At 46.3% G+C, this 950-nt stretch carries 1 protein-coding gene; it reads left to right on the forward strand.

The features are described 5' to 3' along the window. Nucleotides 1–950 (forward strand): cadherin-like domain-containing protein (locus AB4585_RS21730; RefSeq protein WP_372170895.1); only part of this gene is annotated, 950 nt, incomplete at both ends.

Here is a 950-nt window from a genome sequence, read left to right on the forward strand (position 1 = left end):
GGCGCAGGGGAAAGCTTCCAACAAACCTTTACCGTTGAATCTATCGATGGCAGTGCTAAAAAAGATATCACAGTGACCGTTCATGGCACCAATGATGCGCCAATTGCCTCGGCTGAAGTGCGTTTAGCGAATGGCTTAGAAGATAGCAAAATTGTCCTCACCCCAGCACTGCTACTTGCTAACACAACTGATATCGATGATAACGATATTGGCAAACTATCCATTGAAAACCTACAGGCTGACCATGGTGCTATTGCGTTAAATGCCGATGGCACGTTCACTTTTACCCCAGAAAAAGACTACAACGGCGATGTACACTTCAGTTATGACGTTAAGGATGCCCATGGTGGTATGACACACACTGGCGCCAGTACCACTTTAGCGGCGGTACAGGATAATGCTGTTATTACTGGCATTGATATTGGCAGTGTTACTGAAGACCTAAACCCTCATGCCAGCGTGCAAGGAAACTACGCCTATAAATTGGAGACTCAAGGCTCATTAACTGCTATTGACCCCGACAAAGATGAATCAGGTTTTGATTTTAAAACCCTTATCTCTGCAGCAATGCACCCAGAGTGGCGGCCATATTCTTCACCGCTGGGTGGCCAATTGGAAATTGACCCAAAAGGAAACTGGAATTACTACATAGATAACCGCAAACCTGAAATCCAGCACTTAGGTAAAGGCGAAACCTTGACGGATACCGTGACAGTGCACTCTAAAGATGGCACCACCCACGATATCGTTATTACCATCCACGGCACTAATGACGCCCCCACAGTATCAAGTGAGGTACAGTTAAACTCAGGCAAGGAGGACTCTGTTCAAACCATTACTGCGACTGATTTACTGGCGCATGCAACCGATATTGATAATAACGACCAAGGTCAGCTTACCGTCGCCAACCTTATTGCCAACCATGGCTCCATTCTAAACAATGCCGATGG

The sequence above is a fragment of the Vibrio sp. 10N.222.49.C9 genome, from assembly GCF_041474985.1.
Taxonomy (GTDB): domain Bacteria; phylum Pseudomonadota; class Gammaproteobacteria; order Enterobacterales; family Vibrionaceae; genus Vibrio; species Vibrio crassostreae_C.